General features: G+C 64.4%; 19 protein-coding genes. 14 read left to right on the forward strand and 5 right to left on the reverse strand.

Annotation, left to right across the window (positions count from 1 at the left end; genetic code table 11):
• Window positions 1-80: 80 nt before the first annotated feature.
• Together GM909_RS15880 and GM909_RS15885 are read right to left on the reverse strand one after the other, a co-directional pair.
• A complete protein-coding gene (locus GM909_RS15880) occupies window positions 81-674 on the reverse strand; it encodes a TadE/TadG family type IV pilus assembly protein (protein WP_157017535.1) in 594 nt (197 codons plus the stop codon).
• A 161-nt stretch (window positions 675-835) separates the two neighbouring features.
• Window positions 836-1,273 carry a pilus assembly protein N-terminal domain-containing protein gene (locus tag GM909_RS15885; protein WP_157017537.1) on the reverse strand — a complete coding sequence of 146 codons (438 nt, stop codon included), beginning with the start codon at window positions 1,271-1,273 and terminating at the stop codon, window positions 836-838.
• A 259-nt stretch (window positions 1,274-1,532) separates the two neighbouring features.
• Between GM909_RS15885 and GM909_RS15890 the strand changes: the two genes are divergently transcribed.
• The 9 genes from GM909_RS15890 to GM909_RS15930 all read left to right on the forward strand — a co-directional run bounded on the left by GM909_RS15890 (window position 1,533) and on the right by GM909_RS15930 (window position 10,984).
• Window positions 1,533-2,054: an A24 family peptidase gene (locus GM909_RS15890; RefSeq protein ID WP_157017539.1), complete on the forward strand. Its 522-nt coding sequence runs from the start codon at window positions 1,533-1,535 to the stop codon at window positions 2,052-2,054.
• A 125-nt stretch (window positions 2,055-2,179) separates the two neighbouring features.
• Window positions 2,180-2,986, forward strand: a complete 807-nt coding sequence (cpaB, locus tag GM909_RS15895; protein ID WP_157017541.1) for a Flp pilus assembly protein CpaB — start codon at window positions 2,180-2,182, stop codon at window positions 2,984-2,986.
• Entirely contained in the window at window positions 2,983-4,566 is a 1,584-nt protein-coding gene (locus tag GM909_RS15900) for a type II and III secretion system protein family protein (RefSeq protein WP_157017543.1), read from the forward strand. Before cpaB ends, GM909_RS15900 begins: the two co-directional genes overlap by 4 nt.
• A gap of 17 nt (window positions 4,567-4,583) precedes the next feature.
• Entirely contained in the window at window positions 4,584-5,300 is a 717-nt protein-coding gene (locus GM909_RS15905) for a CpaD family pilus assembly protein (protein WP_157017545.1), read from the forward strand.
• A gap of 18 nt (window positions 5,301-5,318) precedes the next feature.
• A complete protein-coding gene (locus GM909_RS15910; protein ID WP_157017547.1) occupies window positions 5,319-6,614 on the forward strand; it encodes an AAA family ATPase in 1,296 nt (431 codons plus the stop codon).
• Window positions 6,615-6,659: 45 nt separating this feature from the next.
• Window positions 6,660-8,162, forward strand: coding sequence for a CpaF family protein (locus GM909_RS15915; RefSeq protein WP_157017549.1), 1,503 nt, complete (start codon window positions 6,660-6,662; stop codon window positions 8,160-8,162).
• Between the two features lie 18 nt (window positions 8,163-8,180).
• Window positions 8,181-9,194, forward strand: coding sequence for a type II secretion system F family protein (locus tag GM909_RS15920; protein ID WP_157017551.1), 1,014 nt, complete (start codon window positions 8,181-8,183; stop codon window positions 9,192-9,194).
• 21 nt (window positions 9,195-9,215) lie between these two features.
• On the forward strand, window positions 9,216-10,202 hold the full coding sequence (locus tag GM909_RS15925; RefSeq protein ID WP_157017553.1) for a type II secretion system F family protein: 987 nt from the start codon (window positions 9,216-9,218) through the stop codon (window positions 10,200-10,202).
• A gap of 176 nt (window positions 10,203-10,378) precedes the next feature.
• Window positions 10,379-10,984 carry a class I SAM-dependent methyltransferase gene (locus tag GM909_RS15930; RefSeq protein WP_157017555.1) on the forward strand — a complete coding sequence of 202 codons (606 nt, stop codon included), beginning with the start codon at window positions 10,379-10,381 and terminating at the stop codon, window positions 10,982-10,984.
• Between the two features lie 120 nt (window positions 10,985-11,104).
• Here GM909_RS15930 and GM909_RS15935 read toward each other — a convergent pair whose 3' ends face one another.
• Entirely contained in the window at window positions 11,105-11,599 is a 495-nt protein-coding gene (locus tag GM909_RS15935) for a MarR family winged helix-turn-helix transcriptional regulator (protein ID WP_157017557.1), read from the reverse strand.
• A 115-nt stretch (window positions 11,600-11,714) separates the two neighbouring features.
• Between GM909_RS15935 and GM909_RS15940 the strand changes: the two genes are divergently transcribed.
• The gene (locus GM909_RS15940; RefSeq protein WP_157017559.1) at window positions 11,715-12,083 is read left to right on the forward strand and encodes a nuclear transport factor 2 family protein; all 369 of its coding nucleotides are present in this window, start codon (window positions 11,715-11,717) and stop codon (window positions 12,081-12,083) included.
• A gap of 224 nt (window positions 12,084-12,307) precedes the next feature.
• Window positions 12,308-13,045 (forward strand): 3-keto-5-aminohexanoate cleavage protein, encoded by a 738-nt coding sequence (locus GM909_RS15945; RefSeq protein ID WP_157017561.1) that lies wholly within the window; start codon window positions 12,308-12,310, stop codon window positions 13,043-13,045.
• A 20-nt stretch (window positions 13,046-13,065) separates the two neighbouring features.
• Here GM909_RS15945 and GM909_RS15950 read toward each other — a convergent pair whose 3' ends face one another.
• Window positions 13,066-13,887, reverse strand: a complete 822-nt coding sequence (locus GM909_RS15950; protein ID WP_157017563.1) for a tetratricopeptide repeat protein — start codon at window positions 13,885-13,887, stop codon at window positions 13,066-13,068.
• A 115-nt stretch (window positions 13,888-14,002) separates the two neighbouring features.
• Here GM909_RS15950 and GM909_RS15955 point away from each other — a divergent pair, with 115 nt between their 5' ends.
• The 3 genes from GM909_RS15955 (at window position 14,003) to GM909_RS15965 (ending at window position 16,666) form a co-directional block, all read left to right on the forward strand.
• Window positions 14,003-15,385, forward strand: a complete 1,383-nt coding sequence (locus tag GM909_RS15955) for a leucyl aminopeptidase family protein (RefSeq protein WP_157017565.1) — start codon at window positions 14,003-14,005, stop codon at window positions 15,383-15,385.
• A 73-nt stretch (window positions 15,386-15,458) separates the two neighbouring features.
• Window positions 15,459-15,809 (forward strand): MarR family transcriptional regulator, encoded by a 351-nt coding sequence (locus GM909_RS15960; protein WP_157017567.1) that lies wholly within the window; start codon window positions 15,459-15,461, stop codon window positions 15,807-15,809.
• Window positions 15,806-16,666, forward strand: a complete 861-nt coding sequence (locus GM909_RS15965; protein WP_157017569.1) for a C40 family peptidase — start codon at window positions 15,806-15,808, stop codon at window positions 16,664-16,666. The genes GM909_RS15960 and GM909_RS15965 overlap by 4 nt, the downstream gene beginning before the upstream one ends.
• Window positions 16,667-16,672: 6 nt before the next feature.
• Here the strand turns inward: GM909_RS15965 and GM909_RS15970 are convergent, their stop codons facing one another.
• Window positions 16,673-17,623 carry a 2-hydroxyacid dehydrogenase gene (locus tag GM909_RS15970; RefSeq protein WP_157017571.1) on the reverse strand — a complete coding sequence of 317 codons (951 nt, stop codon included), beginning with the start codon at window positions 17,621-17,623 and terminating at the stop codon, window positions 16,673-16,675.
• Window positions 17,624-17,649 lie beyond the last annotated feature (26 nt).

Genomic DNA, 17,649 nt, shown 5'->3' on the forward strand with positions numbered 1-17,649 from the left:
CCTGACCTTTTGATTTGACGCAATTCCGGGCGGAGAACCGGCTTCCACTTCTCCTGGAATTGCTCTAGCGCCCCGGCCGGTCAATTTTCGAACCTTTCGTTCTTCCAGGTGACGGTGGCGAAATGCAGCGTCTTGCCGTCACTCAGATTCGACATGGTTTCGCGCAGAAAATCGGTCATGACCGGCCAGCGATAAAAGACCCGCAGCATGTTGCGATCTTCGGAATCGCCGGCCTCGACCTTGAAGCCTTCGGGGTCGACATTGCCGTTGATTGTCAGAACGATCTCACCGTTGTCGATCTTGTAACCCGTGGCGGCCGCGGCCGCGTAACTCGCATGCGTGCGCAGATCGACATCCAGCCCATCGCAGCCGCTCGCCACCAGAAGATCGAGCCGGTCGCAGATGAGCTTCTCCAACACGTCCTGGTCCAGATCCTCGGCCCGCACCTGCCCGGTGCGCACGAAACGCGCTACCTCGTCGGTGGCGTTCGTCAGGATCTGCTGACCGACGAAGGATATGCAGCTTTCCAGGACGGCAAAGATCAGCAACGAAAAAGGTAGGACGAGCACGGCAAACTCGATCGCCACCACGCCGTCGCGATTGCGCAGGAAGCCGCGACGGCGCCGGTGGCGGCCGCCGGCGGCTTCTTCGATGCCGGTATTCTTACTGGCCATCATGACCATCGCGCCAAACCCCCAATGTTTTGACGCGGCGACGATAGCCGGCGGAGTTTGAAGTCCGGTTGCGAAAACGGCTCAAATCGAGGCGGTGGCGTTAACTGTGCCGCAACCGAACCGATGAGGGCGGCCGGGCGGACCACACCGCGTGCAAATGCCTATCGAGCGTTCAATTCCGCTTCGGACAGCCGCTCGGCTTCGCTCTTGTAGGAGCTTTCGCAATAGGGCGTGCACGACAGTGTCTGCACCATGTCGCGCCGGTAGATGCGCACCGAGCGAGCGTCCTGGCGGGCGACGAAGACCTGCTCGTCGACCACCGGCTGACCGTCGATATCAAGCACCACGAGATTGGTTGCGCCGAAACCCTTGCCGGTGAGCACGATGGTGCTGGCATCCTGCACCGCGGCGTCGGCGATCTCGGGATTGCCGACGACCACCGTATCGGCCGGTCGGGCAAGCTTGACGATCTTGGCCTCGTTCATCATCAGCTTGATGCCGGCCTCGGCGGATGCCGGCAGCGAATGAAACGCCATAACCGATGCGGCCAAGGCCGCAAGTCCCGCCTGTTTGAGAATGCCGATGTGCCGATATGCCATTTCCGACCCCCGCTTTGAACCCGGTCGCGACGATGCAGCGCAATGGTGAATCTTCGGTTAAGGCAAGGGAACGCCGGCAGCCAGGCGGGGGACGCGCAACTGCGGCGCTCCCGCAATGCCCGTTATCAAATGGGTAAGGCTTTATATTAAGCCCGCCGAAAGTGCCCCCCGCTAGACTTCGTTCATTCGGCAGCATTGCGCGGGACGTTCCGGCGGGCGGGCCGACAAGGTAGCGGGGCCCGACCCCGAAGGGGGAATTATGATCGAGGCAGCCATTTTCGTCATCTTTCCGTTCTGCATGGTCTTTGCGGCCGTCTCGGATCTCATGTCGATGACGATCCAGAATCGCGTATCCCTGCTTCTGGTGGCGGGTTTTGCGCTGATCGCCCCCATGACCGGGATGCCATGGGAGGCTTACGGGCTGCATTTCCTCGTTATGGCGGCCGTCCTCGCCTTCACCTTCACGCTGTTTGCGCTGAACGTCATGGGCGGCGGCGATGCCAAGCTGATGGCCGCCTCGGCGCTGTGGATGGGACCGGGAATGGCCCTTGTGGACTACCTGTTCACGGCAACGATGCTGGGTGGAGCGCTGACGCTGGGGCTCTTGCTGTTTCGCAACTCCCCGCTGGCCATCTTTGCCGGACGCTCGATCTTTACCCAGCATCTGGCCGACGCGTCCGTCGGCATTCCCTACGGCATCGCGCTTGGCGCCGGCGGTCTGCTGGCCTTCCCGGCCTCCCCGCTGATGGGCTGGGCGATGGAGCGGCTGACGGCTGTCTGAGGGGCCGCGCGATATTCAACTAAAGATTAAGTACGACGATAAGTATCGCGTTAACCTTAATTTGACGATTGCCGCTCCATCTTCAACCCGGGCAAGTGATTGGGACAGGGCATGGGGCACTTTCTATGAACACCTCACGGCTAATTGTATTGGGCGTGGCAGCCGCCGCGGCGATAGGCGCAGGTCTCGTCGCCAAGAACATGGTATCCACCCCGACCGTCGTCGCGTCGGTCGGACCGAGCGAACCGGCAATCGAAACGGCCGACGTGCTCGTCGTCTGGCAGGATGTTCCGATCGGAAGCCCGATCGACGGGCAACTGCGCTGGCAGGCATGGCCGCGCGACGCGGTGAGCAATGGCTTCATCACACGGGACATGGAGCCCGAAGCCAAGGAACTGCTCGGCCACTCGGTCGCGCGCTACGCCATGTACAAGGGCGAGCCGCTGCGCCGCTCCAAGCTGGTCGGCGAAGGACAGAGCTTCATGTCCTCCGTTCTGCCGGCCGGCAAACGAGCCGTCGCGACAAGGATATCGGCCGACACATCCGCTGGCGGCTTCATTCTTCCCAACGATTTCGTCGACGTCGTCATGACACGGCGCGACGATACGGAAGGCGGAAACGGTTTCGTCACCGAAACGATCCTGAAGAACATCAAGGTTCTGGCGATCGACCAGACGATTCAGGAAGACGAGAACGGCCAGAAGGTGAAAGTCGGCCAGACCGCCACCCTGGAGCTGACGCCCCGGCAGGGAGAAATCATCACCGTTGCGCAGGAGATGGCCGACCGGCTCACGCTCGCTCTGCGCTCGGTCAACGATGCCCAGGAAGTCGTCGGTGTCGGCGCCGACTATCTGGTGAGCGGCGCCGGGCGGCCGGGAACGGTCCGCCTCATCAAGTTCGGCGAAGTCTCAGAGGTGGGAGCGCGCAAATGAATCCGCATTACAAAAAGGACGGGGCGCCCGCGCGCTCCGTGCATCTGTCGCGACTGGCCGCAACGCTTCTGGCGGCAACGGCATTCACGACCGTGATCGACACCTGCCTGACCCACGGGCCGGCACGGGCCAGCGACCTGACGGTCGATGCCGCCACGGCCGGCAGCCAGCGCATCAAGCTCGGGCTCAACAAGTCGATCGTCGTCGATCTGCCGCAGGACGCCTACGACATTCTCGTGGCGAACCCGGCCGTGGCCGACGCCGTGACACGAACCGCACGGCGCATCTACCTTTTCGGAAAGCAGGTCGGCGAGACCAATGTCTTCGTCTTCGGTCCGAATGGCGAGCAGATCGCGAGCCTCGACCTGCAGATCGAGCGCGACGTGGCCGGGCTCGAGGACTATCTGGAACGCTTCGTGCCGAATTCCGACATCCAGGTCGAGCTGTTGAACGACAATGTCGTCCTCACAGGCACGGCCGAGACGCCGCTCGACGCGATGCGGGCGGGACAGCTCGCCGAGGCATTCGTCACAGGCGGCGAGGCCACGACCGGCCAATACGCGATCACGGCGGCCTCACCAGGCGGCGCCGGCGGCTGGGGTGGCGAGGTCGCCATCAACAATCCGGACGGCGCGCGCCAGAAGAGCGCCATCATCAATCTGCTCAAGATCATCGGCGAGGACCAGGTCACGCTCAAGGTGACGGTCGCCGAGGTCAGCCGCAACGTCATGAAGCAGCTCGGCGTCAACCTGATCGCCGGCGGCGACAATAACGGCATAAGCTGGGGCGCCATAAGCGACAACGTCATGGGTCTCGGCAAGCCGATGTCGGCTTCTGCGCTTTCGCTCGGGACGTCGGCTCTCGATGGCTACCTCAACGCCATGGAGCAGGCCGGTGTCATGAAGACGCTCGCCGAACCCAACCTGACCGCCGTTTCCGGCGAGAAGGCGACCTTCAAGGTTGGCGGCGAGTTCAATCTCGTCACCGGGCAAACGGTCGAGCAGGGCGACGTGACCAAGGGCCAGAGCGATCAACTGGTCTACGAGGTCGAGAAGCTCGAATACGGCATCGGGCTGGAGTTCCAGCCGGTGGTTCTTTCTCCCGGGCGCATAAGTCTGAAAATCAGGACGCAAGTCTCCGAGCCGACCAATGAGGCTTCGGTTTCCTTGTCGACGGGTGTGCGCACGCCGGGCATGAATGCATTGTCCATCCGCAAGCGGCTCGCCGACACGACGGTCGAGCTGCCATCGGGCGGCTCGATGATGATCGCCGGCCTGGTGCGCGACGATGTCCGCCAGGTCATCAACGGCTTTCCCGGCCTGCGAAAGCTGCCGGTGCTCGGCACGCTGTTCCGCAGCCGCGACTTCGTGCGCAACGAGACCGAGCTGGTCATCATCGTGACGCCCTATCTGTCACGGCCGGTGGCGCGCAACCGGCTTGCCAAGCCAGATGACAATTTCAACGCCGCCAGCGACGGCGCGGGCATGTTCCTCGGCCGCGTCAACCGCGTTTACGGCACCATGAAAACCGATCTGCCGAAGGGCCGCTATCACGGCGTCGTCGGCTTCATCTACAAGTGAGCTTGGGAGCGGGGGTTATGAGCAAAGCTTTGTTTCAGGGTCGCCACGCCTGGGCCGCGGGTCTGCGCATCGGCGGAACCGCCACGGCAATCATGGCATTCGCCGTCATGGCCGGATGCACGCGGACCGATTCCGTCGTCGTCGGGGCGGTGCCCGACGACTATCGCACCAACCATCCGATCGTCATCACCGAAAAGGATGAGGTCATCGACCTGCCGGTTGCATCGAGCGACCACACGATGACGCCGGTGCAGAAGGTGGCGCTCGACGGTTTCATGGCCAATTATGACAGGCGCTCGGGATCGCTGGTCCGCATCATGGTGCCGAGCGACACGGCCAATTCCGCTGCCGCCAGCCGCGTTGCCCGCGACCTCGCGGCGCGCATGCAGGTCAAGGGCGTTCCCGGCGGCCGCATCGTCACGCTGGCCTACAAGGCGGGGTCGCCGCAGGCCGAAGCACCGATCCGCGTCGCCTATGGCCGCATGCAGGCCACGACGGGACCGTGCGGGCGTTGGCCCGACGACATTCTCGGCAATGGCGAAAACAAGCACTACGCCAATTTCGGCTGTTCCTACCAGAACAACCTGGCCGCGCAGATCGCCAACCCGGCCGATCTCATCGGCCCGCGTGAACAAACGGAAATCGACGCCGCCAACCGCGTCGACGCAATCCGCGAATATGAAGAACGCGGAGTTGCCGACTATGTCCGCGGCAACCGCGAAGTCGATTTCTGATCGCCGGAGAGGAATGACATGAGCAATCTTGCCTATGACACGGAACTGCCGGAGCACGAAATGCCGGCGCAGGAGATGGCGCCGGCCCGCGATGTGGAGTTGAACGACATCCGGCCGATCCCGCGCATCTCCATCCAGGCCTTTTGCGAGACTGAGGCGGTGGCCAAGCTGATCGAGCGGGCGGGCGGCGACCGGCGCATGGCCAAGACGCATCTGAAGGTGCAGTTGGGCGGCATCGAGGCGGCGCTCGACTATTACGGCCAGGCGCCCACGCCCAATCTCATCGTGCTGGAATCGCGCGCCGAGCCAAAGCGGTTGCTCGACGCGCTCGACCGGCTGGCCAATGTCTGCGACCCATCCACCAAGGTCGTCGTCATCGGGCATTACAACGACGTCTGGCTCTACCGCGAGCTCGTGAAATCGGGCGTGTCCGAATATGTCGTGGCACCGGTTTCGCTGGCCGACGTGGTAGGCACCGTCGCGCAGATTTTCGTTGATCCAGGCGCCGAACCGCTCGGCCGGTCCTTCGCCTTCATCGGCGCCAAGGGCGGCGTGGGGTCGTCCACCCTGGCGCACAATGTCGCCTGGGCGATGTCCTGTGCCTTCGAATCCGAGGTCGTCATGGCCGATCTCGATCTGCCGTTCGGCACCGCCAACATCAATTTCGACCAGGACCCGGCGCAAGGCATCGCCGAAGCGGTCTATTCGCCGGAACGCCTCGACGAGGTCTATCTCGACAGGCTGCTCGCGCAATGCGCCGAACGGCTGTCGCTGCTGGCGGCACCCTCGACGCTCGAGCGAACTTATGATTTCGATGCCGACGCTTTCGGCCAGATCATCGAGACGGTGCAGCGCACCGCGCCTTTGCTGGTGCTCGACATTCCGCACCTGTGGAATGGCTGGACGCGCAGCACGCTGACCCAGGCCGACGAGATCATCATCACCGCGACGCCCGAGCTGGCCAATCTGCGCAACACCAAGAACCTGCTCGACACGCTCGCCAAGCTGCGCCCCAATGACGCCGCGCCGCGGCTCGTCATCAACCAGGCAGGCGTGCCGAAACGTCCCGAAATCTCGCCGGAAGAATTTGCCGAGCCGCTGGGGCTCGATCCGATCGCGGTCATTCCCTTCGAACCGCAATTGTTCGGCAACGCATCCAACAACGGGCGCATGCTCGGCGAGATGGACGCCCAGCACGCGATCACCAGGACGGTGAGCGACATCGCGCACATCCTGACGGGTCGCAGCGAGATCAAGCCCAAGGCGAAGCCGGGCCTGGCCGGCCTGCTCGGCAAGCTGCAACGCAAGGGATAGCCCCGCTTCGAGCGGCGGCGGCAACGAACGACCGAGGCGTGAAACATGTTTGGACGAAGAGGCAGCGAAACAATTGCCAGGAACGGCAGCGACGGTTCCGACCTCGCAGCCGCGCCGGCGCCCACGCCCGGCGCGTCGTCGGCGGAGCCGGCCGTCATGTCTGGCGCTTCCGCTCCGGCCGGGCCGTCGGATGCGCCCGTGATGCGCCCCAGCGTCGATGCGCCGCCGCTGGCGGCCGAGCCCAGGAAAAGCACGCGTGAGCGCGGCGACAGCTATTACGACACCAAAAGCCAGGTCTTCACCGCGCTCATCGACAGCATCGACCTGTCGCAGCTGGCCAAGCTCGAGCCGGACAGCGCACGCGAGGAAATCCGCGATATCGTCAACGATATCATCGCGATCAAGAATCTCGTCATGTCGATCTCCGAGCAGGAGGAACTGCTCGAGGACATCTGCAACGACGTGCTGGGCTACGGTCCGCTGGAGCCGCTTCTGGCGCGCGACGAGATCGCCGACATCATGGTCAATGGCGCCAGGAAGGTCTATATCGAGGTCGACGGCAAGGTCGAGAACACCGCCGTTCGATTCCGCGACAACCAGCAGCTCTTGAACATCTGCCAGCGCATCGTCTCCCAGGTCGGTCGCCGTGTCGATGAATCGAGCCCGATCTGCGACGCGCGCCTGCCTGACGGATCGCGCGTCAACGTCATCGCGCCGCCGCTCGCCATCGACGGCACGGCGCTCACCATCCGCAAGTTCAAAAAGGACAAGCTGACGCTCGATCAGCTCGTCAAATATGGGTCCATCTCGCCGGCCGGCGCGGAAGTCCTGAAGATCATCGGCCGCGTGCGCTGCAACGTCGTCATCTCCGGCGGCACCGGCTCCGGCAAGACGACGCTGCTCAACTGCCTGACGAACTATATCGACCGCGACGAGCGCGTCATCACCTGCGAGGACTCCGCCGAGCTGCAACTGCAGCAGCCGCATGTGGTGCGGCTGGAGACGCGCCCGCCCAACCTTGAGGGCGAAGGCGAAATCACCATGCGCGACCTGGTCAAGAACTGTCTGCGCATGCGTCCCGAACGCATCATCGTCGGCGAGGTGCGTGGCCCCGAGGTCTTCGACCTCTTGCAGGCGATGAACACCGGCCATGACGGCTCGATGGGAACGATCCACTCCAACAGCCCGCGCGAATGCCTGAACCGCATGGAATCGATGATTGCCATGGGCGGCTTCCAGCTGCCGCAGAAGACGGTGCGCGAGATCATTGTCGGATCCATCGACGTCATCATCCAGGCGGCGCGCCTGCGCGACGGCACGCGCCGCATCACCCACGTTACCGAGGTCATCGGCATGGAAGGCGATGTTATCGTGACGCAGGATCTCGTCGTCTACAACATGCAGGGCGAGGACCAGGGCGGCAAGATCATCGGCGAACACGTGTCGACGGGCATCGGCCGCCCGGCCTTCTGGGACCGTGCGCGCTACTATGGCGAGGAGGCCCGGCTGGCCAACGCGCTTGAAACGATGGAACGGCAGGCCGGCTGATCGGGAGGGCTAAGTCGCATGTTCGGGATCGATCCGACCATCATCCTCATCTTCGTGCTTGCCGGCGTCAGCGCCGGGGCGGCGGCCTACGCCGTCATGTTCAATCGCATCGAGGACGAACGAACCACCGACCGGCGCCTCGACAGCATCAAGAAGGCGGAGACGGACCGCACGGTGGTCAAGGCCGCGCGCGATCGCGTCACCGAGGTCGCCAAGCGCCGCAAGGCCGTGCAGGATTCGCTCAAGGAACTAGACGAGCGCCAGAAATCCAAGGACCAGCACATCCGGAAGCCACCGTTGAAGCTGATGCTCAAACAGGCCGGATTGTCCGTGACCGTCGGCCGCTTCTATCTCTACTCGGCGATCTGCGGACTTGCGCTGGCGGTCGTCGCCCTGATTGCCGGTGCGCCGCTCTGGGCCGTTCCGGGGGCCCTGGTGGTCGGCGGGCTCGGCCTGCCGCGCTGGACCGTCATCTTCCTGCGCAAGCGCCGGATCACCGCATTTCTGGATGAACTGCCCAACGCGCTCGATGTCATCGTGCGTTCGGTGAAGTCGGGCCTGCCGCTCAATGACAGCGTGCGCCTGATCGCCAGCGAGGCGCGCGAGCCGGTGCGCGGCGAGTTCCGCCGCATCGTCGAGAGCCAGCAGCTCGGCATCTCGATCCCGGAGGCCTGCATGCGCATGCAGGAGACGACGCCGTGTCCAGAGGCCGGCTTCTTCGGCATCGTCATCCAGATCCAGTCGCAGGCCGGCGGCAATCTCTCCGAGGCGCTTGGCAATCTCTCGCGCGTGCTGCGCGACCGCCGGAAAATGAAGGCGAAGATCCAGGCGATCTCGATGGAGGCCAAGTCCTCGGCGGCGATCATCGGCGCTCTGCCCTTCATCGTCGCCGTGCTCGTCTCTGTCACCAGCCCGAACTATCTCGTGCCGCTGTTCACCACGAGCACCGGCCACATCATCCTGGGCGTGTCGGCCATCTGGATGTGCGTCGGCATCTTCGTGATGCGCAACATGATCAATTTCGAAATCTGACGGGAAACGGGACCGGAACTCATGACCGACCAGATCGTCAAGGCGCTGTTCGATCCCGCTTTCCTGATCGCCATACTCGTGGCTGTCGCGGTCTTCGCGACGGCGTTCACCCTTATGCCGGCGCTGAGCGGCAACGAGTTGAAGGCGCGCATGAGGTCGGTGGCGCTGGAACGCGAGGAACTGCGCGCCAGGCAGCGCGTCCGTCTCGCCGCCGAGGCCAACAAGCGCAAGGGCCTGCGTCATCAGGATGCGGGCAGGATGCGCAACATCGTCGACAAGCTCGACCTGCGCCGCGCGCTGGCCGACGAGGCGACGATGGCCAAGCTGCGCATGGCCGGCTTTCGCGGCCAGAACCCGCTGACGCGCTTCCTGTTTTTCCGACTGCTTCTGCCGGTGGTCGGCTTTGCCGGCGGCGCGGTCTACATCTTCGTCCTGGGCGGTCTGGCCGACCGGCCGCTCTTTCTGCAGATCTTCGCCTGCGTCATCTGCGCCTATGCCGGCTTCTACGCGCCGATCTTCTACGTTTCCAACCGGGCGAGCAAGCGCAAGCAGTCGATCCAGCGGGCATGGCCGGACGCCCTCGACCTGACGCTGATCTGCGTCGAATCGGGGATGTCCATCGAAGCCGCCTTTCGCCGCGTCGCCGACGAGATCGGAACGCAATCGGTTGAACTGGCCGAGGAACTGGTATTGACCAATGCCGAGCTCGCCTTCCTGCAGGAACGCCGCCAGGCCTACGAGAACCTGGCCAACCGCACGGGGCTGGAATCGGTCAAGAGCATCACCCAGGCGCTGATCCAGGCCGAACGTTACGGCACGCCGATCGCCCACGCATTGCGCGTTCTGGCCCAGGAAAGCCGGGACATGCGCATGAACGAGGCGGAAAAGAAGGCGGCCGCCCTGCCGCCCAAGCTCACCGTGCCGATGATCGTGTTCTTCCTGCCCGTGCTGTTTGGCGTCATCATGGGACCGGCGATCATTTCGGTCTCCCAGAAAGGCCTGTTCTGACGAACTGCCAATGCACGCCCTCCTTGCCCATCATGCATAGATTCAAAGAGTTAGAGCGTCCATTGTGCGTCCAAATGGACGCACGGCGCGCTAATGGCTGCTCCCTTGTTTCCGCCCGCGGAATCTCAAAAGCTGGCCGCCATACTGCGATGACACTGCGCTGAGCGGAGGCCGGCATGCAGGATGAGGTGCTGAGCGGCTATGCGGCCTCGTGCGGCGAATTGATCCCGCGCTTCGAGCGCTTTTCATCGGCCGAGCTCCTGCGCCATGTGAGCGATCTCCTGCCCGACCGGCCATCGTGGATTGCCGACATCGGCGCCGGAACCGGGCGCGATGCAGCATGGCTGGCGCAGCAGGGCCACCAAGTGGTGGCGGTGGAGCCGGTGGCAGAATTGCGCCGGGCCGGCATGGACCTGCATCCCGAGCCGGGGATCGAATGGCTGGACGATCGTCTGCCCGCGCTCTCGCGGCTGCGCCCTCGCGGCCCGTTCGACGTCGTCTTGCTGAACGGCGTCTGGCACCACCTGGAAGAGGAGGAGCGCCACATTGCAATGGCCGCTGTCGCTTCGACTACCCGACGCGGCGGCCTGCTCGTCATGTCCCTGCGTCATGGCCCGGGCGCAAAGGACCGGCCGGCCTATCCGCTGCAGGCGGACGACACGATCGGACTTGCCGCGAACGCGGGCTTCGATCTCGTGCGCCGGATGGAAACCGATTCCGTCCAGGCGGCGAACCGCGCGGCGGGCGTCTGGTGGACATGGCTGGCGCTGCGGCGCGCCTGACCCGCCTTCGGCACCGACACGCCGTAACCATCTCCGCGCGGTCCAGCAGGAGCGGCGATATCCGACCTTCGATCAAGCCATAGAAGCGCACGATGCGCCCGCCAAAAAGCTGACGTTGACTTACATTCCGCTCACGTTGCCAAGGCGGATTGAATCCTGATTTTTCACCGCCGATCCTGCGCCTCCGAGCCGATCGAGATTTGCAATCAGGCGATCGAGCAAGGCGACGAATTGCGTCGCCTCCTCGTCCGAGAAACCGTCGAGTGCTTCGCGGTTGCCTTGGAACAAGGCGGCACAAGCATCGGGCAGACGTGCAAGCGCAACGTCCGTCAAGGAAATGCGGCTGCTGCGGCCATCCGCCGGATCGGTGGATCGCCGGATCAGCCCGTCTCTCTCCATCCGAACCATCATCTGCGCCATGGAGGGCTGCTCGATCCTGACGAACCGGGCCAGGTCCCGTTGCGTCTCCGCCCGACCGTTCTTCAGCGCCATCAGAGCCGGCAGGTAGCCGACACCAAAGCCCAAGGGTTTGAGCCTTGCTTCGCTCAGGCGCGCAAAGCCTCGCGCGGCCAGGCTGATCAGGTGCCCCGGCGTCGACAACACGTCCAGTTCCATCCCATTCCTCTTGCATAGGTGCCTATATTGATACATAGGTGACAATACAACGCGGGGCCGCGGCTCGCAACGGCAGCAAGCCGCGTTCCTGAAAATGCTGAAAGGACGAACTGTAATGGACAGCGAAATCGCGCTCGTGAAGCGCATGTATGACTGCTTTAACGCGCGGGACATTGACGGCGTTGTGGCTGTTCTCACTGATGACGTGGCTTGGGCAAACGGCATGGATGGCGGCCATGTTCATGGCTGCGAGGCAGTCAGGGAGTACTGGACGCGTCAATGGACGATCGTCAGTCCGCATGTCGAGCCGGTGAGTTTCAGCAAGGCAGCGGACGGCTCAATTCTCGCAGAGGTTCAACAGTCCGTCCGAGATCTCGAAGGCAGGTCCCTCGAAGGTCAAACGCACGGACTGAAGGACAAGACGATCACACACATCTTCCGCCTGCAGGATGGCAAGGTCTCGCGCTTCGACATCCGCGACTGAAAATCAGCCGTTCGATATGGAGTAGGGCATGGCGACCTGTATGTTGGTTGCCACGCCTCGGTGCGTAACGACGATGGTGGTTTGTGCCCGCGCAAAAATTCGCGTCTGCTTTAGACGACGGATGGCTCGAGAGCGGACCCATGGCCTCCCACCCAATTGCGGCCGGTTGCGCATCGGACAAGTGCGCGTAGTGTAGCCGGCGGTCAACACGGTTGGGAGCACACATGATTGTCCAGGCCTGTTTGAACGGCGCGCGTCAGCGCGGTTTTCACCCGCAGCTTCCATTGACCGTCGCCGATCTGGCGCGCGACGGCGCAGCCTGTGTCGCAGCCGGCGCGGCCGAATTGCACCTTCATCCCCGCGCTTCCGACGGCAGAGAAAGCCTGGCGGCCGTCGACGAAACGATGCCGGCCCTGCGTCGGGCCTGTCCGGGAACCCTGATCGGCGTGTCGACCGGAGCATGGATCGAGGCGGACGAGGCGCGGACCCGCGAGGCCATAGCCGGGTGGCGTGAGCTGCCCGACTACGCCTCCGTCAACCTCGCCGAACCCGACGCGCCCGGCGTGATGAACGTTCTGCGCCAACGTGGCGTGGGCATCGAGGCCGGCCTGGCGTCGGTCGCGGATGCCGAGCGCCTCGTGAAGCTGGACGATCGTGACCGGGTGCTGCGCATCCTGATCGAGATCGAAGAGCAGGCGCTCGAGCCAGCCTACGAGATCACTGACGGGATTGCTGCCGTTCTCGAGCGCGCCGGCATGCGCCGGCCGGTCCTGCTGCACGGTTTCGACGCGACCGTTTGGCCCTTCGTCGAATTGGCGCGTGAGCGGCGCTGGTCGACGCGGGTCGGCCTGGAAGATGGCAAGCATCTGGCTGATGGAGCCGTGGCGCCCGACAACACGGCACTGGTGGCCGCCGCCGTGGCAATTTTCGCAAATACGCCCGCAGGTGAAGCCGCTCGATAGGCCCCATTCGGGAGGCCGCTTCAGCCCCCCTTGTTCTTCCGCTTGTCTTCGTCCTTGAGCTGGTTCCAGCTGTTTTGCTGAGCGAGCATGGAGCGCAGATAGGCGACATTCGCCTTGGCCTGGTCGGGTGGAAGCTCTTTCGTCGCGATACGCTCGGCCTCGTCGAAGCGGCCTTGCAGGCCGACGACGAGCGCCAGGTTCTGGCGCACCCGGCTGTCGGCGCCGGGCAGCGCGGCCGCCTTGCGCATATGGGTCTCGGCCGTCTTCAGATCGCCTTCGAGGAGATAGGACATGCCCAGATTGGACAGGATCGAGGGCTCGTCGGGTTTCAATTCGAGCGCCCGGCGGTAGAGGTCGCGCGCCTCGGCCGCCTCGCCGATCTGGTCGAGGATCGCCGCCTCCGCCGACATCAGTTTCCAGTCGGGATATTCCGGCGTCTGGGCGCGGCGGATCGAATCGAGCGCCGGCTCGAGTTCGCCGGATGCCGCCAGCGCCTTGCCGTAGGCGGCCAGCACTTCCCGGTCCTTGGGATGGTCGATCGCAAGCTTTCGCATGACGGCCAGCGACTGGTCGGTGCGCCCGTTCATCTGCAGCACGTTGGCATAGCTGAGCGCAACCGGCTTGTTCGAAGGATCTCTGGTGTATCGGTGTCCGAGCTTGTCGGCCGCCCTGTCGAGTTCCCGGCTCGACATCTGATCCAGTTGCATGGGGCTGGACCGGCTGATCGACCCCGTCGTCATCCTGTCCTTGGCGCAGCCCGATATCGCCGCCGCCAACGCCATGGCGATCGCCGTCGTCGCCAACCGTTTGCCGGTTGCGTTCATCCCCCGATTGGTCAACATGCCCCTTCTCCGCCAGTGCAACGTGCCTGATTTGGATTACCGCCGGTTTGGAGAAATAATCCGTTAACCCTAACGGACCGTTAAGTCCGCAAGGTTTCGACACCAGGAGTTGAAAGTGCCGACAAAGCCGATCGAACTGACCGCCACGGAGGCCGAGGGCTCGCGCCCCGTCCATCTGGTCGAGAAGGGAACGCTGGCGGAAAAGGGCCTACCACCCGAGATTCTCGCCTGGGCGCAGGACAACGGCTTTTCAGGCAGGGCCGGCGAGACGCTTGTCTATCCGGACCAATCGGGGCGCCTCGGCGGCGTGCTCTTCGGCATCGAGGGTGCAGAGGGCTTCGCGCCGCTGGCAACCGGCGCGCTGGCGCGGTCGCTGCCGGAGGGCGACTGGCATTTCGCCGACGCGCCGGACAATCCGCATCTTGCCGCGCTCGGCCTTCTGATGGGCGCCTACCGCTTCGACCACTACAAGAAGAATGGCGCAAAGGGCCTGCGCTTCGCCTTGCCGGACGGTGCCGACCTCGCCCGCGTCGGCCGCGTCGCCGACGGCGTTTATCTGACGCGCGATCTCATCAACACTCCGACCAACGATCTCGGGCCGGCCGCGCTCGAACAGGCCGTGCGCGACCTCGCCGACGCGCATGGGGCCGAGGTGAACGTCGTTTCGGGCGATCAGCTTCTGCAACAGAATTTTCCTATGATCCATGCCGTCGGGCGGGCCGGTACCGAGGCGCCACGGCTGATCGACCTGACATGGGGCCCGGCCGATGCGCCCAGGGTCACGCTCGTCGGCAAGGGCGTGTGCTTCGATACCGGCGGGCTCGACATCAAGCCGGCCAGCGGCATGCTGTTGATGAAGAAGGATATGGGCGGGGCGGCAAACGTCCTCGGGCTTGCCTCGATGATCATGGCGGCCGGGCTCAAACTGCGCCTGCGGGTTCTTATCCCCGCGGTCGAGAACGCCATTGCCGGCAACGCTTTCCGGCCCGGCGACGTGCTGCAAAGCCGCAAGGGGCTTACGGTCGAGGTGGGCAATACCGATGCCGAGGGCCGGCTCGTGCTCGCCGACGCGCTGGCCCTGGCCGACGAGGAGGCGCCGCAATTGCTGATCGACATGGCGACGCTGACCGGCGCGGCCCGCGTGGCGCTGGGGCCCGATGTGTCGCCTTTTTACACCGACGACGAGGCGCTCGCCGCCAAGATCATGACGGCATCGGGCTCGCAGGCCGACCCTCTGTGGCGCATGCCGCTATGGAAGCCCTACGATGCCAGGCTTTCCTCCAAGGTGGCCGATCTCAACAACGTCACCGCCGACGGCTTCGCCGGCTCGGTGACGGCCGCCCTGTTCCTGCAGCGCTTCGTCGAGCGGACCGCCGCGTGGGTCCATTTCGACATCTATGGCTGGAACCCTGCGGACCGTGCGCACGCGCTCACCGGCGGAGAGGCGCAGGGCATCCGGGCGCTCGAACGCCTGATCGCCGAGCGCTTTGCCGGCTGACCGGCTTGCCAGGCAAGACGTTTCGCGATTGAATGATACGGGACCGAAACGACCATTGCCGGGGATGGCGATCATGTCGATCACACTGCGTCCCGTCCAGGCCCTGCGGCTGTGGCAGAATGTGGCCCTGGCCGAAATCAACGACCAGCGCCCGGACCTCACAATGCGCCAGGCGGCGATCCTTCTGACGATCTATCTGGATCCGCCGCCTCATACGGTGCGTGGTCTGGCCGCGCGGTTGAACGTCACCAAGCCGGTCATCACCCGCGCGCTCGACACGATGGGAGCGATGAAGCTGGTTTCGCGCCATCGCGATCAGCGCGACAAGCGCAATGTTCTTGTCAGACGCACCGTCGAAGGGGCCCTCTTTGTGGAACGTTTCGGCGATGCGATTGTGGAGAAAGCAAGAGGCCTGCCGCTTTGACATCCCTGGATCCCAGATTGCACGCCTACCGGCCGGACCTTGCCGATATCCGCCTGCAGCGCCGGGTGGAAGCCGGGCGCTTCGTGGAAGGCCGTCCGATGCGCATTGCCGTACCGGCCGCCGACATGAGGGCCGGGCCGGCGGCGGACTCCGGGGTCAACAGCCAGCTCGTGTTCGGTGATCCGGTTCTGCTGTTCGAGACGGGCGGGGACACTGCTTGGGTACAAGCGGTCGAAGACGATTATGTCGGTTATGTCCGGTCCTCCGACCTGGCCGAACCGGACGCCGGGCCGACCCATCATGTGGTCGTGCCGCGTACATTCGCCTATCCCGGTCCCGAGTTGAAGGCGCCGGCGACGCGGACCTTGTCGATGGGCTCGCGCGTTCGTGTTGTCGGCCATGCCGAAACGCGCGGCACGCATTATGCGCTGCTTGCCTCGGGCGAAGCGCTGATCGCAGCGCACCTGCTGGCGATCGATGAGTGGTTGCCCGATTTCGTGACGGTGGCGGAGATGTTCGGGCACACGCCCTATCTGTGGGGCGGCACGAGCGGTTTCGGGCTCGATTGCTCCGGCCTGATCCAGCTTGCCATGCGCATGGCCGGACGCGTGGTGCTGCGTGATTCCGACATGCAGGCCGAAACGATCGGCACGCCGGTCGAGCCGGGCGGCGATCATGCCGGCCTGCGGCGCGGCGATCTCGTCTTCTGGAAGGGCCATGTCGGCATCGTCTGCGCGCCGGGGCAGATGATCCACGCCTCGGGCCACCAGATGATGGTGGTGAAGGAACCGCTGGCCGAAGCCGTCGCGCGGATCAGGCGCGTCTACGCGGAACCGACAGGATTCCGCCGGCCGTGAATTCGCTCAATAGCCGGCCTTGCGGTCGACGAGATTGCGCAGCGGCTCGCCACGGTCGAAGGCGTCCATCTGGTCGAGCATCGGCGGGGCCAGATGGGCGGGATCGGACGTCGCCGCGGCATGCGGCGTGACGAACACCTTGGGATGCGTCCAGATCGCGCTGGTCCTGGGCAAAGGCTCGGTCTCGAAGACGTCGAGGCTCGCTTCCTTCAACATTCCGTCGTCGAGCGCGCGCACGATGTCGGCATCCTTTTGCAGCTTGCCGCGCCCGGCATTGATCAGCACAGCGCCGCCGATCGCATTGTCGCGCCTGAGCTTCGACAGGAGCGCATAGTCGACGATGCCGGTCGTGCCCGGGGTCAGCGGCAGGAGCACGACGAGAATGTCCGTCGCAGCCAGGAAGTCTGAAAGGCCGTCATTGCCGCTGAAGGTGGTGACGCCATCCACCGTCTTCGGGGTGCGCGTCCAGCCATTGACCCGATAACCAAGGGCGATCAGCGCATTTGCCGCCGCGCCGCCGAGCTGGCCGAGGCCCATGATCCCGACCGAGACCTGATCGGCAGGCGCCTGGGGCGGCTCATGCCAAACCTTGCGCTTCTGCTGCGCGCGATAGAGTGCGCCCTGCCGGTGATGGTCGAGCACCCGCCAGCAGACATATTCCACCATGTACTGCGTCAGGTTCTCGGCCACGACCCTGACGATGGGAACGTCCGGCAAGCCCGGATCGGCGAACAGGTGATCGACACCGGCGCCGATCGAGAAGATCGCCTTCAGATTGGGCAGCGTCGCCAGCAGGTTCGGCCGCTGCTTCCACACCACCGCATATTCGATCGACGGGTCGGCCGGACCGTCCGGCTCGAGCACGACGTCGCGCCGCGCCGACAGCAATTCGTGCCAGCGGCGCGGATTGAAGCCGGTGATGGAAAGCAGAATGCGTCCCTTGGGCTTGTCGGTCATGGCTTCGGCTTTTCCCCCCGGTCTCA

The organism is Mesorhizobium xinjiangense (assembly GCF_009749525.1).
GTDB lineage: Bacteria > Pseudomonadota > Alphaproteobacteria > Rhizobiales > Rhizobiaceae > Mangrovimarina > Mangrovimarina xinjiangensis.